The organism is Actinomadura sp. NPDC048021 (assembly GCF_040653135.1).
Taxonomy (GTDB): domain Bacteria; phylum Actinomycetota; class Actinomycetes; order Streptosporangiales; family Streptosporangiaceae; genus Spirillospora; species Spirillospora verrucosospora.
On record NZ_JBEZJQ010000009.1, the window covers coordinates 290,156 to 309,670 of the forward strand.

Here is a 19,515-nt window from a genome sequence, read left to right on the forward strand (position 1 = left end):
AGGGCCATGACGCGACGGCGGCGACGGTTCGCGCCCCACGGGCGGACGGCCTGGCTGAGCGCCGTGGGCGGGGCCGCGGCGGTGCTGGTCTGCGCCGAGGCGCTGGCCTTCTGGCCGGGCTCCTCCTACCAGGCCCTGGCGCCGCGCTGCGACCGCTCGGAGCTGGTCGTCGCCGGCGGCACCGACGTCAGCCTGAACAGCCAGCGCCGCCAGCTGATCCAGAAGTGGAACGCCGGCGGCGGCCCGCACGCCACGCTCGTGGAGATCTCGGAGTCCACGGACGCCCAGCACAGCCAGATCAAGGCGATGCAGGAGTCCCGCGGCTGCGGCTACGACGTGCTGGTCATGGACAACACCTGGACGGCGGAGTTCGCCGCGGGCGGCTACCTCCGCCCGCTCGACGGCATCGGGAACCGCGGCGACTTCTTCCCGGCCGCTCTGGAGAGCGGGGAATGGCACGGGAAGCAGTACGCCGTCCCGTTCAACGTCGACGTCGGGCTCCTCTACCGGCGTGACGGCGCGCAGACCCCGCGCGACTGGCCGCGCCTGCTCGACTCCGGCGTCGCCATGCAGCTCGACGACTACGAGGGGCTGACGGTCAACGCGCTGGAAGCGGTGTGGAACGACGGCGGCGGCGGGCTGCTCACCGGTGAGAGGCGCCCGGACGGAAAGGCGTTGCGAACGAGGGTGTTCCCGGCGTTGAAGAGGTTGGCGGCCCGTGCCTCCGACCCGCGGCCCGGGGCGCGTGCGCGCGGCCCGCTGGCGGCGTCGCGCTCGTACGACGAGCAGAGGAGCATGGAGGCGTTCATGTCCGGGACACCGCTGATGCGGAACTGGCCGTACGCGTTCTCCACGCTCGCGACGGAGCCGGGCATGCGGGACGGAGCGCGCCTGCGGTACGGGGTGACCGCCCTGCCCGGCCGCACCGTCCTGGGAGGCCAGAACCTCGCCGTGTCCAAGTACTCCCCCCATCCCGACGGCGCCCTCAAGCTGGTGGAGTACCTGAGCGGAACGGAGAGCCAGAAACTGCTGTTCTCGTGCGGCGGCTTCGCGCCGGGACGCTACAGCGCCCTCGGGCTGCGCCCCGGGCGGCACGCCGCCGCCGACGTGCGGGTGCAGAACTGCTCGGCCTTCACCCAGGAGCGTCTCGATCCCGGCGACGTCGAACTCGACCAGGCGCAGCTGACCGAGCTGGGAACGGCCGTGGTGAGCGCCCTGGACCGGGCGCGGCCCCGTCCTGTCACGCCGCACTACAGCACGTTCACCGGCACGTTCCGCGGGTGCGTGCAGAAGCTCTTCGACGGGACGGGGACGGACGCCAAGACGTTCGCCAGAGCCGTGGAGCGCTCGCTCGACGGGCGCACGGCGTCGTGCTGACCGTGCTCGGTCAGCGGGCGCCGTCGAGGGCGGCGCGGGCCATGCCGTGCAGGAGCCCGGCCATCGCTTCGCGGTCGAGGCCCTGCGCGGCGCTGCGCGGGGTGGAGTTGAGCAGGCCGAAGCAGGCGTGGACGGCGGCGCGGGCGCGCTCGTCCTGGGGCCGGGGGTCGAGGCGGCGCAGGACGGCGACCCACTCCTCGACGTAGGCGCGCTGGAGCCGGCGGATGCGGTGGCGCTGCGGCTCGGGGACGTTGTCCAGTTCCCGCTCGTGCACGGTGATCAGCGCGGGATTGTCGAGGGCGAACGCGATGTGCCAGCTCAGCAGCGCGTCGAGGGCGCGCCCGGGGTCGGGGTCGGCGGCGCGGCGCAGGCCCTCGGCGAGCAGCCGCTCGCTGATGTCGAGCAGCATCTCGGCGAGCACGGCCTCCTTGCCGCTGAAGTGCCGGTAGAGGGCGGGGCCGGTGAGGCCGACGGCCCGGCCGAGGTCGCCGATCGACGCCCCGTGGTAGCCGCGGCGCGCGAACAGCTCGGCGGCGGCGCCGAGGATCTCGGCCCGGCGCGGGTTGGGCGCGCCCGGCGGCGCCTCGGCGGGGTGGGACGTCATGCGCGCCAGTCTAGACTAGAGTTGTTAACGACCGTTAACATCAGCATTGTTAATGAACGTTAACCGGGAAGGGGGGTCATGAGCGGACCCGAGATCGGCTCGCGCGCCGACGTCGCGAGCGAGGCGTTCAAGGCGAGCGCCGCGCACAACGAGGCGCTCGTCGCGGAGCTGCGCGACCGCGTCGACCGGGCGGGCCGCGGCGGACCCGAGCGCGCCCGCGAGCGCCACGTGGCGCGCGGCAAGCTGCTGCCCCGCGACCGGGTCGACACGCTCCTGGACCCCGGCTCGCCCTTCCTGGAGCTGTCGCCGCTCGCCGCGAACGGCATGTACGGCGACGAGGCGCCGGGCGCGGGGATCATCACCGGCGTCGGGCGGGTCTCCGGACGCGAATGCGTCGTCGTGGCCAACGACGCCACCGTCAAGGGCGGCACGTACTACCCGGTCACGGTGAAGAAGCACCTGCGGGCGCAGGAGGTGGCGCTGCACAACCGCCTCCCCTGCCTCTACCTGGTCGACTCCGGCGGCGCGTTCCTGCCCCGCCAGGACGAGGTGTTCCCCGACCGCGAGCACTTCGGCCGCATCTTCTACAACCAGGCCACGATGTCCGGCCGCGGCATCCCGCAGATCGCGGCGGTGATGGGCTCGTGCACGGCGGGCGGCGCCTACGTCCCGGCGATGAGCGACGAGGCCGTCATCGTCCGCGGCCAGGGGACGATCTTCCTCGGCGGGCCGCCGCTGGTGAAGGCCGCCACCGGCGAGGTCGTGACGGCGGAGGAGCTGGGCGGCGGCGAGCTGCACTCGCGCACGTCCGGCGTGACCGACCACCTCGCCGAGGACGACGCGCACGCCCTGCGGATCGTGCGCGACATCGTCGCCACGCTGGGCCCGCGCGAGCCGCGCCCGTGGGAGGTCGCCCCGCCCGAGGAGCCGGCCGCCGACCCGTCCGAGCTCTACGGGATCGTTCCGCCGGACTCCCGCACCCCCTACGACGTGCGCGAGGTCATCGCCCGCATCGTCGACGGCAGCCGCTTCCAGGAGTTCAAGAAGGAGTACGGCGCGACGCTCGTCACCGGGTTCGCGCGCATCCACGGGCACCCGGTCGGGATCGTCGCGAACAACGGCATCCTGTTCGGCGAGTCGGCGCAGAAGGGCGCGCACTTCATCGAACTGTGCGACCGGCGCAGCGTCCCGCTGGTGTTCCTGCAGAACATCACCGGGTTCATGGTGGGCCGGGAGTACGAGGCGAGCGGCATCGCCAAGCACGGCGCGAAGATGGTGACCGCCGTCGCGTGCGCCCGCGTCCCGAAGTTCACCGTCGTGATCGGCGGCTCGTTCGGTGCCGGCAACTACGCGATGTGCGGCCGGGCGTACTCGCCGCGCTTCCTGTGGATGTGGCCGAACGCCCGCATCTCGGTCATGGGCGGCGAGCAGGCGGCGAGCGTCCTCGCCACCGTCCGCCGCGACCAGATGGAGGCGCGCGGCGAGGAGTGGCCCGCCGAGGACGAGGAAGGGTTCAAGGCGCCGATCCGCGAGCAGTACGAGGCGCAGGGCAACCCGTACTACTCGACGGCGCGGCTGTGGGACGACGGGGTGATCGACCCGCTCGACACCCGGCGCGTGCTCGGGCTCGGGCTGTCGGTCGCGGCCAACGCACCGCTGGAGCCGGTCGGCTACGGCGTCTTCCGGATGTGAGGGTGTTGATGTTCGACAGCGTCCTGGTCGCCAACCGCGGGGAGATCGCCGTCCGCGTGTTCCGCACGCTGCGGCGGCTCGGCATCCGGTCCGTGGCCGTCCACACCGAGGCCGACGCGCGGGCGCGGCACGTGCGGGAGGCCGACGAGGCCCTGCTCGTGCCGTCGTACCTGGACATCGAGGCGGTCGTCCAGGCCGCCCGCGCCGCGGGCGCGTCCGCCGTCCACCCCGGCTACGGGTTCCTGGCCGAGAACACGGCGTTCGCGCGGGCGTGCGGCGAGGCGGGGCTGGTGTTCATCGGGCCGCCGGCCGGGGCGATCGAGGCGATGGGCGACAAGATCCGCGCGAAGCGGACGGTCGCGGCCGCCGGCGTCCCGGTGGTGCCGGGCCGGGACGAGCCCGGCCTGTCCGACGCCGAACTGGAGGCCGCGGCGCTGGAGGTCGGGCTGCCGGTGCTGCTCAAGCCGTCCGCGGGCGGCGGCGGGAAGGGCATGCGGCTCGTCCGGGACGCCGCGGACCTGCCGGAGGCGATCGCGTCCGCCCGGCGTGAGGCGCGCGGCTCGTTCGGCGACGACACGCTGCTCGCCGAGCGGTTCGTGGAGAACCCGCGGCACATCGAGATCCAGGTCTTCGCCGACTCGCGCGGCGGCGCCGTCCACCTCGGCGAGCGCGAGTGCAGCCTCCAGCGCCGGCACCAGAAGATCGTCGAGGAGGCGCCGTCCCCGCTGCTGGACGCCGCCGCGCGCGAGCGGATGGGCGCCGCCGCCGTCGCCGCCGCGCAGGCCGTCGGGTACGTGGGCGCCGGGACCGTCGAGTACATCGTCTCGGCCGACCGCCCCGACGAGTTCTTCTTCATGGAGATGAACACCCGGCTCCAGGTCGAGCACCCCGTGACCGAACTCGTCACGGGCCTCGACCTGGTGGAGCTCCAGCTCCGGGTGGCGGCGGGAGAGCCGCTGCCGTTCACGCAGGACGACGTGCGCCTCGACGGCCACTCCATCGAGGCCCGCGTCTACGCCGAGGACCCGGCGCGCGGCTTCCTGCCCACCGGCGGGCGGGTGCTCGCCCTCAGGGAGCCCGAGGCCGCGCGGGTCGACTCCGGGCTGGACGTGGGGACGGAGGTCGGCGGCTCCTACGACCCCATGCTCGCCAAGGTCATCGTCCACGGCGCCGACCGCGCCGAGGCCCTCCACAGGCTCGACCGCGCGCTCGCGTCCTACACGCTGCTCGGCGTCCCGACGAACGTGGCGTTCCTGCGCGCGCTGCTGCGGCACCCCTCGGTCGTGTCGGGCGATCTCGACACCGGCCTGGTCGAGCGCTCCCTGGACGACCTGGTCGCGGGCGCGTCCGTGCCGCCCGAGGTGCTCGCCGCCGCCGCGCTGGAGCGGATGCTCGACCTGGAGTCCGGCGACGACCCGTGGGACGTCCCGGACGGCTGGCGCCCCGGCGCCCACGCCTGGGCACCGTGGATCATCACCCCGTCCGGCGGCGACCCGGTGGAGGTCCGCGTCCAGGGCAGGGCGGCGTCCGCGCGCGTCGCCGTCGGCGGCGAGCCGCCGGTCGACGCGTCGCTGACCAGGCCGTTCACCCTGACCTACGGTGGAAGGACGACCTCCTTCGCCGGCGCCCGCGACGGGCGCACCCTGTGGCTCGGGCGCGACGGGCACGCGTGGGCGCTGAGCGAGCACGTCCGCGCCGAGGGCGGCGCCGACGCCGCCGCCGCGGGCGACGGGGTGCTGCGCAGCCCGATGCCCGGGACGGTGCTGGCGGTCAAGGCGGCCGAGGGCGACCGCGTCGAGGCCGGGCAGCCGCTCGTGGTCGTCGAGGCGATGAAGATGGAGCACACCGTCACCGCGCCGCTCGCCGGCGTCGTGGCGAAGCTGCCGGTCCGCGCGGGCGCGCAGGTCGCCCTGGACGCGGTGCTGGCCGTGATCGAGGAGGCATGACGGTGCCGGTACCCCTTTCCGGCCTTCCCGAGCGGGTCGCGATCTACGAGGTCGGGCCGCGGGACGGGCTGCAGAACGAGAAGGCGGTCGTCCCCGCCGAGGTCAAGGCGGAGTTCGTGACCCGGCTGGCCGACGCGGGGCTGCGCACGATCGAGACGACCAGCTTCGTCCATCCCAAGTGGGTGCCGCAGCTCGCCGACGCCGAGCAGCTGCTCGACATCCTGCCGCGCTCCCCCGAGCTGCGCTATCCCGTCCTCGTGCCGAACGAGCGGGGCCTGGACCGGGCCCTGGCCAACGGCGTCACCGAGATCGCGATCTTCGGCAGCGCCACCGAGACGTTCGCCCGCCGCAACCTCAACCGCACCGTGGACGAGTCCCTCGCGATGTTCGCCCCGGTCGTGGAGCGGGCGCGGGCCGAGGGCCTCTGGGTGCGCGCCTACGTGTCGATGGTGTGCGGCGACCCGTGGGAGGGCGACGTCCCCGTCGAGCAGGTCGTGTCCGTCGCGTCCCGCATGATGGACATGGGCTGCTCCCAGCTCAGCCTCGGCGACACCATCGGCGTCGGCACGCCGGGCCAGGTCACCGCGCTCATCGAGGCGCTCGGCGAGGCCGGCATCGGCGCCGACCGGCTCGCCGTCCACTTCCACGACACCTACGGGCAGGCGCTGGCCAACACCCTCGCCGCGCTCCGCGCGGGCGTCGCCGTCGTGGACTCCTCGGCCGGCGGCCTCGGCGGCTGCCCGTACGCCGAGAGCGCCACCGGCAACCTGCCCACCGAGGACCTCGTCTGGATGCTGAACGGCCTCGGCGTCGAGACCGGAGTCGACCTCGCCGGGCTCGTGGCCACGAGCCGCTGGATGGCGGGCCGGCTGGGCCGCCCCAGCCCGTCCCGCGTAGTGCAAGCCCTGTCACCTGAATCGGAGTAGCCAATGATCGACTTCACGCTCGGCGAGGAGCAGGAGGAGCTGCGGCGCACGGTCGAGCGGTTCGCCCGCGAGAGCGTCGCCCCGGTGATCGGGGACCTGTACGAGCGCGGCGAGTTCCCCTACGAGATCGTCGCCGCGATGGGGAAGATGGGCCTGTTCGGGCTGCCGTTCCCGGAGGAGCACGGCGGCATGGGCGGCGACTACTTCACGCTCTGCCTCGCCCTGGAGGAGCTGGCGCGCGTCGACTCGTCCGTCGCGATCACCCTGGAGGCCGGGGTGTCGCTGGGCGCGATGCCGATCTACCGGTTCGGGTCGGCCGAGCAGAAGGAGCGGTGGCTGCCGCTGCTCACCTCGGGTGAGCGCCTGGCGGCCTTCGGGCTGACCGAGCCGGGCGGCGGGTCGGACGTGCCCGGCGGCATGCGCACCACGGCCCGGCTCGACGGCGACTCCTGGGTGATCAACGGGTCCAAGTCGTTCATCACCAACTCCGGCACCGACATCACCGCGTTCGTGACCGTGACCGCCTTCACCGGCGACGGCGAGATCTCCACGATCCTCGTCCCGAACGGGACCCCGGGCTTCACGGTCGGGCGCAAGTACTCCAAGGTCGGCTGGTCGGCGTCCGACACGCGGGAGCTGTCGTTCGACGACGTCCGCGTCCCGGCCGAGAACCTCGTCGGCGAGCGCGGCCGGGGGTACGCCCAGTTCCTGCGGATCCTCGACGAGGGGCGCATCGCGATCGCCGCGCTGTCGGTCGGCCTCGCCCAGGGCTGCGTGGACGAGTGCCTGCGCTACGTCCGCGAGCGGGAGGCGTTCGGCAAGGAGATCGGCCGCTACCAGGCGATCCAGTTCAAGGTCGCCGACATGGAGACCCGGGCGCACACGGCCCGGCTCGCCTACTACGCGGCGGCCGCGAAGATGCTGGCCGGGGAGCCGTTCAAGAAGGAGGCCGCCATCGCCAAGCTGGTCGCCTCCAACGCCGCCATGGACAACGCCCGCGACGCCACGCAGGTCTTCGGCGGCTACGGCTTCATGAACGAGTACGCCGTCGGCCGCTTCTACCGCGACGCGAAGATCCTGGAGGTGGGCGAGGGCACCTCGGAGGTGCAGCGCATGCTGATCGCCCGCGCCCTCGGCCTCCCGCCGTCCTGACCCCCGCCGGGCCCCGCACCGGCGCGGGCCCGCCCCCGCGAAGTCACCACCGGCGGCGGAGCCCGGCGCGGTAAGGTCGGCGGATGCTGCTGCGTGCCTACGGGATCGCTCGCTCACTGGTCATGTACCACGGAATTCCGGGCAGGCACCGGCGCGCGTCGCGCCTCTACGGGCAGTTCCTCGGGCCCGGCGACCTCGCGTTCGACATCGGCGCGCACGTGGGCGGCCGGGTGCGCGTGTGGCGGGGGCTGGGAGCGCGCGTCGTCGCGGTGGAGCCGCAGCCCGACTGCCTGCGCGTCCTGCGCCTGTTCTTCGGCCGCGACCGCGGCGTCACGCTCGTTTCCGGCGCCGCGGGCGCCGCGCCCGGACGGGCGCACCTGGCCCTGTCCACCGCGACGCCGACGGTGTCCTCGATGTCGCCCGGCTGGATCAGGGCGGTGACGACGGACCGCGGCTTCGCCCGCGTCCGCTGGGACCGCTCGATCGGCGTCGACGTGACCACGCTGGACGAGCTCATCGCCCTGCACGGCGTGCCGGCCTTCTGCAAGATCGACGTCGAGGGCTTCGAGGCGGACGTGCTGGCGGGGCTGTCCCGGCCGCTGCCCGCCCTGTCGTTCGAGTACGTGCCGTCGGCGCACGACGCCTCGCTGGAGGCGCTGGAGCTCGTCGACCGGCTCGGCGACTACGTCTACAACTACTCCCCCATCGAGACGATGCGGCTGGCCAGTCCCCGCTGGCTCGACGCGGCCGAGCTGCGGCGGCGGCTGGACAGGATCCGCCCGCGCGGACGGTCGGGCGACATCTACGCCCGCCTCCGCGACACCGGCCGGGTTGCGCCGAAGGCATCCCATTAGACAACAAGACTTACTAATATCGCCGGGTGCCAGCACACCAAGCGACGGGGGCCCATCGTGCCGGACAAGACCGCCCGTGAACCGACGTCCGCCGACCTGAGGACGGACGTCGCCCATTCGGCCCGGGTCTACGACTACCTGCTCGGCGGCAAGGACAACTACGCCGCCGACCGGGCCGCCGCCGAGGAGGTCGTCAGGGTCGCCCCGTACATGCGCACCTCCGTGCGGGCCAACCGCGACTTCATGGTCCGGGTCGCCCGCCACCTCGCGGCCGGGTGCGGTGTCCGGCAGTTCCTCGACGTCGGGACCGGACTGCCGACCTCCCCGAACCTCCACGAGGTCGTCCAGGAGGTCGACCCGTCCGGCCGCGTCGTGTATGTCGACAACGACCCCATCGTGCTGGCGCACGCCCGCGCGCTGCTGACCGGAACCCCGCAGGGCCGCTCCCGCTACATCCACGCGGACCTGGCCGAGCCGGAGGCCATCCTGTCGTCGCCCGAGGTCCGGGCCACGCTGGACTTCGGCGAGCCGGTGGCGCTGTGCCTGATCGCCGTCCTGCACTTCGTCCACGACGACGAACTCGCGCACGACGTCGTCCGGCGGCTGATGGAGCCTCTCCCGCCGGGCAGCTGGCTCGCGCTCTCCACCATCGCCATCGACAGCGCTCCCGACGAGGTCGGGGACGCCGTGAAGAAGTACAACGCGCGCGGGATCAAGTCGAAGGCCCGCACGAAGGCCCAGGTGACGAGCTTCTTCGACGGCCTGGAGCTCGTCGAACCGGGCGTGGCCCCCGTGCACCGCTGGCGCCCGGACGACAAGGCCCGCGCGATCGACGACTCCCAGGTGTCGATGTACGGAGGCCTGGCCCGCAAACCCTGACCCGGGGTCAGTCTCCGGCGACCGGTTCGCCGGGCAGCCAGTCGCGGGCAGGGTCGTACTCCAGCCAGCGGTGCCGCCGCCCGTGCTCGGCGAACCCCCGGACCAGCGCGGAGATCATCGGATGCGGCGACCGCCGCGGCCACACCAGCGACCAGGCGTAGAGCGGAACCGGGTCGACGAGGGGGATCGCCCGGACGCCCGGCACGCCGGGCAGCCGGGCGTCGGCGGGGAAGAGCGTGATCCGTCCCGGCTCGGCCAGGAGGCCGGCCTGCAGGTGCTCCACACCGAGGTTGGCGCCGCCGGACGCGGCGCGGACGCCGAACTCGCCGCAGAACCGGCCGATGAAGTCGAGCCGGTCGACGGCCGCGGGGAACCACAGGTCGCGTCCGGCGAGGTCGGACGGGCGGACGCCGGACGCGGCGGCGAGCGGATCCCCGGCGGCGACGAGGAGGTCCACGGGTTCGAGCCGGACGAGGCGGTGCGCCAGCCCGTCCGGCAGCGGCGGGTGCACGCGCCCGAACCCGGCGTCGACGTCGCCGCGCAGCAGCGCCGCGGCCGCCGCGGGAAGGTCGCGGCTCATGCCGAGTTCGACGTCGAGCTCCGGTCGTGCGTCGATCACCGCGGCGACCGTCCGGGACGGGCCGTACAGGTGGCCCCAGAGGTCGAGCCGCAGCGGCCTGCCGACGGCGTGGACCGCGCCGACCGCGGCCTCCGCGGCCCGCAGCGCCTCCCGCGCCGGCTCCAGGAAACGGCGCCCCGCGTCGGTGGGCGCCACGTTCCCGCGGGTGAGGAGCGGGACTCCGAGCGCCGCCTCCAGCCTGGCCACCCGCTTGGACACCGCCTGCTGGGTGATCGAGAGCTCCTCGGCGGCCCGCCCGAAGTGCAGGTGCTCGGCGACGGCGACGAACGCGCGCACCTGGCCCAGGTCGAGGTCCATGCCTCCCATCGTGGGCGACAACCGATGGTTGTCAACCTCGCCGGGCGGCTGTTGGACCGGCCTGCCGCTCGTCCGGTTCGCTGCGGGCCCGAGAGCACTCTTCCCTGAAGCGGGATCACCGATCTCCGCGAGCGCCGCGTGCGCGGCAACGCCGTCCTCACCCTGGAGCAGAACCGATGACCGCCTTCTTCGACGAGCCCGTCGCCCCCTTCGCCGCCGCCAACCGGTCGCGTGCCGTCGCCGCCGGCGTCGACCCCCACCAGTACGATGCGGTCACCGCCGGCCTGGCCTCCCTGCGCGAGTGGACGGACGCGTTCGTGCGGACCGGGCGGGAACACCTCGCCCGCGCCGGGAAGGCGCGGCTTCCGCGCTCGGCGGGCGAAGCGTTCCGCGACGCCGCGCTGTGGTTCCACTTCGCGACGGTCCTGCCGAACCCCGACCTCGCCGAGCACGGGCGGGCCGCCGCGGCGTCCGCCGACGCCCTGCGCCGCTCGCTCGCCCGCCTCGCGCCGGACGCCGAGCACCTCACCGGCCCTGACTTCACCGGCGTCCTGCGGCGTCCCTCGCCGGACGCTCCCCTGGTCGTCCTGGTGCCGGGCATGAACTCCGGCAAGGTCGAGTTCATGCCGATCGCCGAGGCGCTCCTGCACCGCGGTCTCGCCGCGCTCGCCATCGACGGGCCCGGCCAGGGAGACCTCGCCGTGCGCGGCCCCTGGAACCCGGACTACCAGCGAGTCGTGGGGCAGGCCCTCGACGCCGTGGACGGCCTGCCCGCCGGCGTCGGACTGGTCGGGCTCAGCATGGGCGGCTTCCTCGCGTCCGTCGCCGCGCGGCACGAACCGCGGATCGGCGCCGTCGTCACCGTCAGCGGGCCCACCGCCCTCACCTGGGACGAGCTTCCGCCCTATGTGACGGAGTCGTTCGTCCTGCGCATGGGCGGGGAAACCGCCGCCCGCGAGTTCGCCGACCGGGTGACCGCACCCCCGGTTCAGCAGCCGCTGCGCGTCCTGGACGGCGGGCTGGACGTCATCCCCGGCGTCGCCGGCGGCGCCGAACTGGCCCGCCGGGCGGCGAACGGCGAGTACGTCCTGATCCCTGAGGGCAACCACCTCCTGGAGAACTGCCGCTGGGCCTGGCTCCCCGACACGCTCGACTGGCTCGCCGCCCGGCTGGCGAACCCGAGGTCGTCCTGACCAGCGTGGTCGCCGACGCCGACCCGGTCGTGGCCGAGTGACCTCGCGGGGGGGGCGGCCCGCAGCGGGAGCGCCTACGACTACCGGTTTCGGCTCCTAGCCCGCGAAGACCGCGAGCCTGGCCTCCACGTCCTCACGGGGCAGTTCGCGAAGGCTGACCCGTGATTCCAGCGCCTCGTGCAGGACCGGATACATGTTCGTGGGAGACCACTGGGCGTTGATCGACTTCTCGTCCAGGAAGAGGGTGGGAAGGCCGTCGACCACGGGGACCGCCTCGAAGGGCGCGGAACCGGGAAAGAACAGCGCCGGCCTCGCATCGGCGCCCGGGTAGTGGAACCCGATCCGCTGGTGGTCGATGAGCTCCTGCGCCTGCTGGTGCTCCTGCGGGGTCAGGCCCCGGTTCCGCGCGTACCGCACCGCCGCGGGGTCGGTCGGCTCGGCTCCGAGATAGCCGGGGCCCGCGTGGCGTTCGAGGGCGTCCTGGGCCAGAGCGAAGAAGTGGTACATCCGGTCCTGGACGCCGGTCAGCCCGAGGACGAAGCCGCGCCGGCCGCGCGGACGAGGTCGGGGGACGCCTGGAACAGCTCGTCCTGCGCACTCGCCCCGCCCTGCGCCGTGAACTGCTTCGCCAGGTGCAGGTAACGCTCCGTCACCTGCATGACCGCGTCGACCGGAACCGTGACCGAGCCGCCGCGCTCGACGAGCACCCCGCACACGAAGGCCATCATCCCCGCGCGGAAGACGTCACCGGACCCGAGCGAGGCGGCCAGCTCCGCCATCGCGGCATCGACATCGGTGATGGACCCCAGGAAGGCCTGGACCTCGTCCCGGCCGATCAGGTCCGTTCCGCCCCGGCATTCGCCCAGGTCACTCGGCTGCCGGACGAACTCCGCGATCCCCACCGTCTGCGACACCCGATCATGCTAGCGGCGCGCAGGTCCCGGGCGCGGCCCTTTCCCCGGCCCCCGCACGAGCCCGGCACGCCGTCCCGCAAGCGCCAAACGACAGCTAGCTTGACAGCTAATGCTCTTAGCTTTAATCTGGCTAACGTCATTAGCCGACCTTCCGAAGGGCCGTCATCGTGAGCGCAGCCGTCACCCGGAGCGAGATCCCCGGCATCCGCACCCTCCGCCGCGCCGCATGGTCCGCCGGCGCGCTCTTCTGGACGGCCTTCGCCGTCCTCGAAGGCGTCAACCACGGGTGGCTCGCGGCGCTCGCCGCGCTCGCCTTCTTCATCGCCCCCGACCTGACCTTCCTCGTCGGGCTGCGAGGATCCGGCACCGTCGAGCACGGGCGGCTCCAGCCGCGCGCCGTGCCGTACTACAACGCCGCGCACCGGGCCCTGGTGCCGTTCGCGCTGATGGTGCTCTACACGGTCGCCCCCATCACCTGGGCGCCCATCTTCGCCGCCCTGTGCGGCTGGATGGCTCACATCGCCCTCGACCGCGCCTTCGGCTACGGCCTTCGCACGAAGGAGGGCCGCCGTCGCCACGGCTGACGGCGGCCGGCCGTCGCGGGCGAGGGCGCGAATGATGAATGTCGGGCGCACGGGAGAAGATGGACGGGTGAGCTACGACGAGGAACTGGCCGACCGCGTGGAGGATCTGCTCGGAGCGAGGCGTGACGCGACCCCGAAGCGGATGTTCGGCGGCCTCGCCTGGATGGTGAACGGCAACATGGCCGTGGTCGTGAGGAGCAAGGGCGGACTGATGGTCCGGGTCTCCCCGGACGACCACGACGACCTGCTCGCCGAGCCGGGCGCCGCCACGACGGTCATGCGCGGCCACCCGATGCGAGGATGGATCACGGTTTCGCCCGAAGCCTGCGCCGCGCCGTCCGACGTGGCCGCGTGGGTGGATCGAGGACTCGCCTACGCCCTGTCCCTGCCCCCGAAGTAGCGGCGAGACGCCGGGCCCGGGGACTCCGGTCGGGGACCTGCGGCCGAGGGAGCGTTCGGATGTCGCGTCTGTCACACTTGGTCGGCCTCGGGGGCGATGGCCGCGGAAGGCCGAACGGCGCGGAGCAGGGCAGATTTGTCGGACCCCGCTGGAATACTCCCGAAGCGCTCGAAGTTTAATCGTTCGCGAAAGTGTCAGTCACTGCAGTAATTTGCCGCAGTACCCAGGCGAGCCCCTGAGCGAGCCCTGACAACCCCCTGAGCAACGTGACCACGGCCCCCGCGTGCCCACATGCGGGCCTGACGATTGGAAGAGAGTTGACCGCTCCCGCATCTCCCAAGGTGGCGGACGGCCCGCTGGAGGATTCCGGCACCGGAGGAGGCCTGGACCGCGGTGTGCTCGCCACGGCCATGGTGGTCGTCCTCGGGGCGATCATGTCCATCCTGGACGTGACGGTCGTCAATGTCGCGATCAACGACCTGGCGAAGGAGTTCGAGACCTCGCTGGCGACGATCCAGTGGGTCGCGACCGGCTACACCCTGGCGCTGGCCACCGTGATCCCGATCACGGGATGGGCCTCGGCCCGGTTCGGCACCAAGCGCCTCTACATGATCTCCATCGGGCTGTTCGTCGCCGGTTCGATGCTGGCGGGCATGGCATGGTCCGCCGAGTCGCTGATCGCCTTCCGGGTGCTGCAGGGCCTGGGCGGCGGCATGATCATGCCGGCCGGCATGACGATCCTGACCCAGGCGGCGGGGCCGCAGCGGGTCGGCCAGGTGATGAGCATCGTCGGCGTGCCGATGCTGCTCGGCCCGATCCTCGGCCCCATCATCGGCGGCTACCTCGTCGACGACGTGTCGTGGCGGTGGATCTTCTTCATCAACCTGCCGATCGGCATCGTCGCCCTGACGCTGGCCGCGCGGATCCTCAAGAAGGACGAGCCGAAGCCGGCCGAGCGCCTCGACTTCATCGGGCTGCTCCTGCTCTCCCCCGGCCTGGCCTCGCTGATCTACGGTGTGGCCAAGGGCGCCGAGATGAAGGACTTCCTGAAGACCGGGTCGCTGGCCTTCTGGGCCGTCGGCGCCGTGCTGATGCTCGGCTTCGTGGTCCGGGCGCTGAAGGCCAAGAACCCGCTGATCGACCTGCGGCTGCTCAAGCGGCGCTCGGTGGCGGCCGCGTCCGGCACGATGGTGCTGTTCATGGCCGCGTTCATGGGCGCGATGCTGCTGCTGCCGCTGTACTACCAGACCGTGCGCGGCGAGGGCGCCCTCCAGTCCGGCCTGCTGCTGGCCCCGCAGGGCCTCGGCGCGATGATCACGATGCCGATCGGCGGCAAGCTGACCGACCGGATCGGCCCCGGCCGGGTCGTGCTGGTCGGCATGATCGTCGTGGTGCTGTCGGTGTCGGGCTTCGCCTCGATCCTGGAGGCCGACACCTCCTACTGGGCCCTCGGCGGGACCCTGTTCGTGATGGGCCTCGGCATGGGCATGACGATGATGCCGACCATGGCGGCGGCCATCCAGACGCTCGTCCACGACGAGGTGCCGCGGGCGAGCACGATGCTGAACATCATCCAGCAGGTGTCCGCGTCCATCGGCACCGCGCTGATCTCCGTCCTGCTGGCCAACCGGCTGGTCTCGGAGCTCGGCGGCGGGGCCGGCGGCGAGATCGGCAGCGCCGAGAAGGTGCCGCCGGCGATCATGCAGAAGATCGCCGGGCCGATGGCGAGCGCGTTCCAGCACACCTACTGGTACTCGGCCGGGCTGCTGCTGCTGGCGTTCCTGCCGGCGCTGCTGCTGCCGCGCAAGAAGCCGGACACCCCCGTGGCCGACGCGCCGATGCCGATGCACTAGAACGTCCCTGGCGCGTTCCAAACCCCGGCCGACCCCTCAGGGGCCCCGGCCGGGGTTTGGCCTTTCAGGGCCGCCTCAGGCCGTGGCAGGGCGCACGCCCGCCCAGTACTCGTCCTTCAGCAGCCGCTTGTAGAGCTTGCCGGTGGGGTGCCGGGGCAGCTCGGCGCGGAAGTCGACCGAGCGCGGGCACTTGTAGTGGGCGAGCCGGTCGCGGCAGTACGCGATCAGCTCGGCCTCCAGCGCGGGGCCCGCGTCGTCCATGGACAGCGGCTGCACGACGGCCTTGACCGCCTCCCCCATCTCGGCGTCCGGGACGCCGAACACCGCGACGTCGGCGACCTTCGGATGCACCGCGAGGACGTTCTCGGCCTCCTGCGGGTAGATGTTCACCCCGCCACTGATGATCATGTAGGCGCGGCGGTCGGTGAGGTAGAGGAAGCCGTCCTCGTCCACGTGCCCGACGTCGCCGAGGGTGGTCCAGCCGTGGCCCCAGGGGTCGCGCGACGCCGCGGTCCTGGCCTCGTCGGCGTGGTACTCGAACGCGGGGCCGTTGCCGAAGTAGAGCGTGCCGGGCTCGCCCGGCGGCAGTTCCCGGCCCTCCTCGTCGCAGACGTGGACCTCGCCGAGGATGGGACGGCCGACGGTGCCCCTGTGGGCCAGCCAGTCCTCCGAGTTCGTGTAGACGAAGCAGTTGCCCTCGGTGCCGGCGTAGTACTCGTGCAGGATCGGCCCCCACCAGGCGATCATCTGCTCCTTGACCGGGACGGGGCAGGGCGCGGCGGCGTGGACGGCACAGCGCAGCGACGACACGTCGTAGCGGGCACGGGTCTCCTCCGGGAGCTTGAGCATCCGGATGAACATGGTCGGAACCCACTGGCTGTGCGTGACGCCGTACTTCTCGACCGCGGCGAGGGCCTGCTCGGCGTCGAACTTCTCCATCACGACGACGGTGGCGCCGAACCGGTGGAAGTTGAGCGAGTACCGCAGCGGCGCGGCGTGGTAGAGCGGCGCCGGGGACAGATAGACCGAGTCGGCGTCGGGCTGGAAGAGGAACGCCAGCAGCTGGTACAGCGTCCCGCCCTCGCCCATCGGGGCCTTGGACAGGGCCGGTTTGACGCCCTTGGGGCGGCCGGTCGTGCCGGACGAGTAAAGCATGTCCGCGCCCTCGCACTCGTCCTCGATCGGCGTGGGCGGGTGCTGGGCGACGCGCTCCTCGTAGGAGGCGTAGCCGGGGGCCGTGCCGCCGAGCATCAGGCGCAGCGGCACGTCCGGCGGCGACTGCGCGGCGGCCTCCATCGAGGCGCTGGTGATGAAGACCTTCGCCTCGCAGTTGCCCGCGATGTAGGCGACCTCGTCGGGCTGGAGGCGCGAGCTGATGGCGGTGTAGTAGAGCCCGGACCGCTGCGCGGCCCAGGCGACGGCCAGGTACAGCGGATGGTTCTCCATCATGAACGCGATGTGGTCCCCGGGGCGCAGCCCCTCCGCGCGGAGCAGCTGCGCGAGCCGGTTGGACTCCTCGTTCAGTTCGCGGAAGGTGACGACCCGCCCGGAGCCTGCCATGACCACGGCGGGCTTGTCAGGCGTCCGAGCGGCGATCTGCCCCAGGTGCATGGCCGCAACCTACCCGGCCGGGGCGGCGAATGGAATCCCATTCGGTTTTGCTGCGGGGTCAGACGAGCATGTGGTCGAAGTCACCGTCCTTGGCTCCCCCGACGAACGCCTCCACCTCCTCGCGCGTGTAGACGAGGATCGCTCCCTCGGGGTCCCTGGAGTTGCGCACGGCGATCTCCCCGGTGGGGAGTTCCGCCATCTCGACGCAGTTGCCGGACGGGTTGCTCCGCCGGCTCTTCTGCCAGACGAGCCCGCCGCACCGGACGTCCGACATCTGGTGGCCGTCCATCATCGCCCCCTCTAGGCGTCTCGGCCTCCCTGTCCCGGGAGACCGCGATCTCGCCCCACCCCACACCATGGTACGAGATGCACGTGCATTCGTTCTTGCATTGGTTCATGCAGACGGTCTTGCATCTGCACGGCTTGGGGAGCAAGATAGCGAACGCTCGCCGGTGACCAACCCGCACGCCTCTGAGGTTTGACCATGACCGTTGACCAGGCAGACGACGTCGCAGCCCACGCCGCCATGGGGGGCGGGCGGCCACGGCACTTCTCTGCCGTCCGCACGCCCTGGCCGGACGCCCCGCCGATGACGCTCGGCCCGAACGCCCCCGGGGAGGCCGCGCGCGGCCCCGCCTCGACCCCAGGCCTCGCCGGGCTCTGGCCGGCCCCGCACGCGGGCACGCCGCGCACGGCCCGCCGGGTGCTCCCGGCTGAGATCACCGCACCCCGGTCCGCACGCGAGTTCACCCAGGTCACGCTGGACGCGTGGGGTCTGGCCGGCGACGCCGGAGACGTGGTCGTCGCCGTGTCGGAGCTGGTGACCAACGCGCTGCGGCACGGACTGGAGGGCCTCTCCCAGCCGCTCCCGCTGTGCCCCATCCAGCTCGTCCTGATCGGTCACCCGAGGCGGCTCGTGGTGTCGGTGACCGACCCGGGCGCAGGCGCGCCCGAGCCGGTGCCGACCGAACCCGACCGCTGCGCCGAGGGCGGCCGGGGCCTCGTCGTCGTCGGCGCGGTCAGCGACTCCTGGGGCTGGGCGCGCCTGGCGACCGGAGGAAAGGCGGTCTGGGCCGCCTTCGACCTGCGGTTCAGCTCTCCAGCCCGCTGACAGCCTGCTCCGCGGCCTGGCGCGCCGGGTTCTCCAGCTCGCTGAGGAACTCCTGCGCCCACCGGTCCACGTCGTGCTCGATGACGCGGCGGCGCATGACGCGCATGCGCCGCGCCTGCTCGGCGGGCTCGGCGTTCAGCGCGGCCATCAGCGTCCCCTTCAGGCCGTCGATGTCGTAGGGGTTGACCTGGAAGGCGCCGCGCTTCAGCTCGGCGGCGGCCCCGGTGAACTCGCTGAGCACGAGCGCGCCCCGCAGGTCCTTGCGGCAGGCCACGTACTCCTTGGCGACCAGGTTCATGCCGTCCCGCAGCGGGGTCACCACCATCACGTCCGCCGCGAGGTACAGCGCGGCCAGCTCGGCGCGGTCATAGGAGCTGTGCAGGTAGTGGATGACCGGAAACCCGATCTCGCCGTGCTCCCCGTTGATCCGCCCGACCAGCTGCTCGATCTCCTCCCGGAGCAGCTGGTACTGCTCGACGCGCTCCCGGCTCGGCGTCGCGATCTGCACGAACACCGCCTGCCCCGGCTTGATGTGGCCCTCCTCGACCAGCTCTCCGAAGGCCTGGAGCCGCTGCGTGATGCCCTTGGTGTAGTCGAGGCGGTCGACGCCCAGCAGCACGGTGGCGTCACCGAGGTCGGTGCGGATCTCCTGCGCCCGCTCCAGGACGTCCTCGCGCCCGACCAGGTCGTTCAGCTCTCCGACGTCCACCGAGATGGGGAACGCGCGGGCGCGCACGACGCGGTCGTCCCAGAAGACGTTCTGCTTCGAGAAACGGGCGTCCAGGAGCCGCCGGCAGAGCCGCACGAAGTTCGCCGCCGCCCCGGGGAGCTGGAAGCCGACCAGGTCGGCGCCGAGCAGCCCCTCCAGGATCCGGCGCCGCCACGGCAGCTGCCAGAACAGCTCCACCGGCGGGAACGGGATGTGCAGGAAGAAGCCGATCCGCAGGTCGGGACGCAGTTCGCGGAGCATCTGCGGCACGAGCTGGAGCTGGTAGTCCTGCACCCAGACGATGGCGTTCTTCGAGGCGACCTTCGCCGCCGCCTCGGCGAAGCGCCGGTTGACGCGGACGTAGGCGTCCCACATCGCCCGGTCGTAGACGGGGGTCGCGACGACGTCGTGATAGAGCGGCCACAGCGTGGCGTTCGAGAAGCCCTCGTAGTAGAGCTCCACCTCCCGCGCGGACTGGGCGATGGGGTGCAGCGACATGCCGTCCTCCTCGAACGGCTCCAGCTGCTCGTCCGGCGCGCCCGTCCAGCCGATCCACGTGCCCTTCCTGCGCCTCATCACCGGGGCGATCGCGCTCACCAGTCCGCCCGGACTGCGCCGCCAGCGCGGAACGCCGTCGGCTCCGACATTCCGGTCCACCGGCAACCGGTTGGCCACCACCACGAACTCACTACCGCGCGACACTCTGCGACCCGCCTCTCCAGGAAACTCTCAGCGCTCACTCATGCCCACATACGGTCAACGGGAACATCTTG

The 19,515-nt window shown here is 72.5% G+C and carries 19 protein-coding genes; 12 read left to right on the top strand and 7 right to left on the bottom strand.

The window, feature by feature from the left end:
• The first annotated feature begins 6 nt into the window (after positions 1-6).
• A complete protein-coding gene (locus tag AB0C87_RS17725) occupies positions 7-1,377 on the top strand; it encodes an extracellular solute-binding protein (protein ID WP_345171908.1) in 1,371 nt (456 codons plus the stop codon).
• Between the two features lie 10 nt (positions 1,378-1,387).
• Here the strand turns inward: AB0C87_RS17725 and AB0C87_RS17730 are convergent, their stop codons facing one another.
• Entirely contained in the window at positions 1,388-1,981 is a 594-nt protein-coding gene (locus AB0C87_RS17730; protein WP_360353863.1) for a TetR/AcrR family transcriptional regulator, read from the bottom strand.
• Positions 1,982-2,059: 78 nt separating this feature from the next.
• Between AB0C87_RS17730 and AB0C87_RS17735 the strand changes: the two genes are divergently transcribed.
• The 6 genes from AB0C87_RS17735 (at position 2,060) to AB0C87_RS17760 (ending at position 9,430) form a co-directional block, all read left to right on the top strand.
• Positions 2,060-3,673 carry a carboxyl transferase domain-containing protein gene (locus AB0C87_RS17735; RefSeq protein ID WP_345171904.1) on the top strand — a complete coding sequence of 538 codons (1,614 nt, stop codon included), beginning with the start codon at positions 2,060-2,062 and terminating at the stop codon, positions 3,671-3,673.
• Positions 3,674-3,681: 8 nt separating this feature from the next.
• A complete protein-coding gene (locus AB0C87_RS17740) occupies positions 3,682-5,619 on the top strand; it encodes a biotin carboxylase N-terminal domain-containing protein (protein ID WP_353833679.1) in 1,938 nt (645 codons plus the stop codon).
• A gap of 2 nt (positions 5,620-5,621) precedes the next feature.
• On the top strand, positions 5,622-6,545 hold the full coding sequence (locus AB0C87_RS17745; RefSeq protein ID WP_345171902.1) for a hydroxymethylglutaryl-CoA lyase: 924 nt from the start codon (positions 5,622-5,624) through the stop codon (positions 6,543-6,545).
• Positions 6,546-6,548: 3 nt separating this feature from the next.
• Positions 6,549-7,697, top strand: a complete 1,149-nt coding sequence (locus AB0C87_RS17750; protein WP_345171900.1) for an acyl-CoA dehydrogenase family protein — start codon at positions 6,549-6,551, stop codon at positions 7,695-7,697.
• 83 nt (positions 7,698-7,780) lie between these two features.
• Positions 7,781-8,551, top strand: coding sequence for an FkbM family methyltransferase (locus AB0C87_RS17755; protein WP_360578481.1), 771 nt, complete (start codon positions 7,781-7,783; stop codon positions 8,549-8,551).
• A 57-nt stretch (positions 8,552-8,608) separates the two neighbouring features.
• Entirely contained in the window at positions 8,609-9,430 is an 822-nt protein-coding gene (locus AB0C87_RS17760; RefSeq protein ID WP_360578483.1) for an SAM-dependent methyltransferase, read from the top strand.
• A gap of 7 nt (positions 9,431-9,437) precedes the next feature.
• Here the strand turns inward: AB0C87_RS17760 and AB0C87_RS17765 are convergent, their stop codons facing one another.
• Positions 9,438-10,367, bottom strand: a complete 930-nt coding sequence (locus tag AB0C87_RS17765; protein ID WP_345171895.1) for a LysR family transcriptional regulator — start codon at positions 10,365-10,367, stop codon at positions 9,438-9,440.
• Positions 10,368-10,543: 176 nt separating this feature from the next.
• On the opposite strand from AB0C87_RS17765, the gene AB0C87_RS17770 reads away from it, so the two are divergent.
• A complete protein-coding gene (locus tag AB0C87_RS17770) occupies positions 10,544-11,560 on the top strand; it encodes an alpha/beta fold hydrolase (RefSeq protein WP_345171893.1) in 1,017 nt (338 codons plus the stop codon).
• 96 nt (positions 11,561-11,656) lie between these two features.
• Here the strand turns inward: AB0C87_RS17770 and AB0C87_RS17775 are convergent, their stop codons facing one another.
• The gene (locus AB0C87_RS17775) at positions 11,657-12,067 is read right to left on the bottom strand and encodes a hypothetical protein (protein ID WP_353833674.1); all 411 of its coding nucleotides are present in this window, start codon (positions 12,065-12,067) and stop codon (positions 11,657-11,659) included.
• A gap of 17 nt (positions 12,068-12,084) precedes the next feature.
• On the bottom strand, positions 12,085-12,474 hold the full coding sequence (locus AB0C87_RS17780) for a hypothetical protein (RefSeq protein ID WP_353833673.1): 390 nt from the start codon (positions 12,472-12,474) through the stop codon (positions 12,085-12,087).
• A 167-nt stretch (positions 12,475-12,641) separates the two neighbouring features.
• Between AB0C87_RS17780 and AB0C87_RS17785 the strand changes: the two genes are divergently transcribed.
• From AB0C87_RS17785 to AB0C87_RS17795, 3 genes are all read left to right on the top strand, one after another.
• The gene (locus AB0C87_RS17785; protein ID WP_360578486.1) at positions 12,642-13,058 is read left to right on the top strand and encodes a DUF4260 family protein; all 417 of its coding nucleotides are present in this window, start codon (positions 12,642-12,644) and stop codon (positions 13,056-13,058) included.
• Between the two features lie 67 nt (positions 13,059-13,125).
• Complete coding sequence (locus AB0C87_RS17790) at positions 13,126-13,458, top strand: TfoX/Sxy family protein (RefSeq protein WP_345171885.1); 333 nt, start codon at positions 13,126-13,128, stop codon at positions 13,456-13,458.
• 317 nt (positions 13,459-13,775) lie between these two features.
• Positions 13,776-15,311: a DHA2 family efflux MFS transporter permease subunit gene (locus AB0C87_RS17795; protein ID WP_360578488.1), complete on the top strand. Its 1,536-nt coding sequence runs from the start codon at positions 13,776-13,778 to the stop codon at positions 15,309-15,311.
• A 75-nt stretch (positions 15,312-15,386) separates the two neighbouring features.
• Here AB0C87_RS17795 and AB0C87_RS17800 read toward each other — a convergent pair whose 3' ends face one another.
• On the bottom strand, positions 15,387-16,922 hold the full coding sequence (locus tag AB0C87_RS17800; protein ID WP_353833671.1) for an AMP-binding protein: 1,536 nt from the start codon (positions 16,920-16,922) through the stop codon (positions 15,387-15,389).
• A 58-nt stretch (positions 16,923-16,980) separates the two neighbouring features.
• A complete protein-coding gene (locus AB0C87_RS17805; protein WP_345172498.1) occupies positions 16,981-17,211 on the bottom strand; it encodes a DUF397 domain-containing protein in 231 nt (76 codons plus the stop codon).
• Between the two features lie 195 nt (positions 17,212-17,406).
• Here AB0C87_RS17805 and AB0C87_RS17810 point away from each other — a divergent pair, with 195 nt between their 5' ends.
• Positions 17,407-18,033 carry an ATP-binding protein gene (locus tag AB0C87_RS17810; RefSeq protein WP_353833670.1) on the top strand — a complete coding sequence of 209 codons (627 nt, stop codon included), beginning with the start codon at positions 17,407-17,409 and terminating at the stop codon, positions 18,031-18,033.
• On the opposite strand, the gene AB0C87_RS17815 is transcribed toward AB0C87_RS17810, so the two are convergent.
• Positions 18,014-19,444 carry a trehalose-6-phosphate synthase gene (locus AB0C87_RS17815; RefSeq protein ID WP_345171877.1) on the bottom strand — a complete coding sequence of 477 codons (1,431 nt, stop codon included), beginning with the start codon at positions 19,442-19,444 and terminating at the stop codon, positions 18,014-18,016. The two genes, AB0C87_RS17810 and AB0C87_RS17815, sit on opposite strands and share 20 nt — an antisense overlap.
• Positions 19,445-19,515 lie beyond the last annotated feature (71 nt).